Annotated in this window: 1 rRNA gene (only partly in view); it reads right to left on the bottom strand. The window is 48.7% G+C overall.

Going from position 1 to position 1,434, the window contains the following annotated elements:
* Positions 1-1,293: ribosomal RNA gene (locus DXB73_RS14680) — 23S ribosomal RNA — on the bottom strand; it reaches 1,770 nt to the left of the window's first position.
* Positions 1,294-1,434 lie beyond the last annotated feature (141 nt).

Below are 1,434 nucleotides of genomic sequence, written 5' to 3'. Positions count from 1 at the left end.
TCGCTACTCATTCCGGCATTCTCTCTTCTTATCTCTCCACTGCTCCTTACGGTACAGCTTCGTCGTGATAAAAATGCTCCTCTACCAATCTCTCGATTCCACGGCTTCGGTGTTGTGTTTCAGCCCCGGACATTTTCGGCGCAGGGACTCTCGACTAGTGAGCTGTTACGCACTCTTTGAATGAATGGCTGCTTCTGAGCCAACATCCTAGTTGTCTTCGAATCCCCACATCCTTTTCCACTTAACACACACTTTGGGACCTTAGCCGGTGGTCTGGGCTCTTTCCCTTTTGACTACCCAACTTATCTCGTGCAGTCTGACTCCGTTACATCATCTGGCTGGCATTCGGAGTTTGATATCCTTTAGTAAGCTTTGACGCCCCCGCAGGAATTCAGTGCTCTACCTCCAGCAGACTAATAACAGGCTAGTCCTAAAACTATTTCGAGGAGAACCAGCTATCTCCGGGTTCGATTGGAATTTCTCCCCTACCCACACCTCATCACCACCCTTTTCAACGGATGTGTGTTCGGTCCTCCACCACCTTTTACAGCAGCTTCAACCTGGACATGGGTAGATCACCCGGTTTCGGGTCTATGCTATGTGACTTGACGCCCTGTTAAGACTCGGTTTCCCTTCGGCTTCACAGTTTCTCTGCTTAACCTTGCCACACCGCATAACTCGCCGGACCGTTCTACAAAAAGTACGCGGTTGTGCATATATAGCACTTCCACAGCTTGTAGACACAGGGTTTCAGGTTCTCTTTCACTCCCCTCCCGGGGTTCTTTTCACCTTTCCTTCACAGTACTATGCGCTATCGGTCACTAAGTAGTATTTAGCCTTGGGGGGTGGTCCCCCCGACTTCCCACAAGGTTCCACGTGTCTCGTGGTACTCCGGATACTGCCGCTGCCTTCCGATTTCGATTACGAGGCTTTCACTCTCTATGGCGGGCTTTCCCAAAACCCTTCTTCTATCTTTCAGCTCACTTTTGCAGTCCATTACCCCGGATCGCACGCGATCCGGTTTAGGCTCTTTCCCTTTCGCTCGCCGCTACTCAGAAAATCGATGTTTCTTTCTCTTCCTCCGGGTACTTAGATGTTTCAGTTCCCCGGGTTCCCTTCCATACGTTATGTATTGGCGTATGGATGACTGAGGTTTGCTCAGCCGGGTTTCCCCATTCAGAAATCTGCGGATCACGGAATATTTGCTTCTCCCCGCAGCTTATCGCAGCTTGTCACGTCTTTCTTCGGCTCTTAGTGCCAAGGCATCCACCCTGCGCCCTTATCAGCTTGACCTGATTAAGAACTTCGTTCTCGTTCGATGTATAGCGTTACATCTTTTTTTCTTTGCTTGTCAATTAATTCTTCAGAATTATTTGGCTTGGATGTCTGACAAATCATATCTCTATGATTTATTCTTCTATATGCAGTTTTCAA

This window comes from Clostridium sp. OM05-6BH (assembly GCF_003481635.1).
Taxonomy (GTDB): domain Bacteria; phylum Bacillota; class Clostridia; order Lachnospirales; family Lachnospiraceae; genus Butyribacter.
This window is presented reverse-complemented; position numbering and strand designations above follow the sequence as displayed.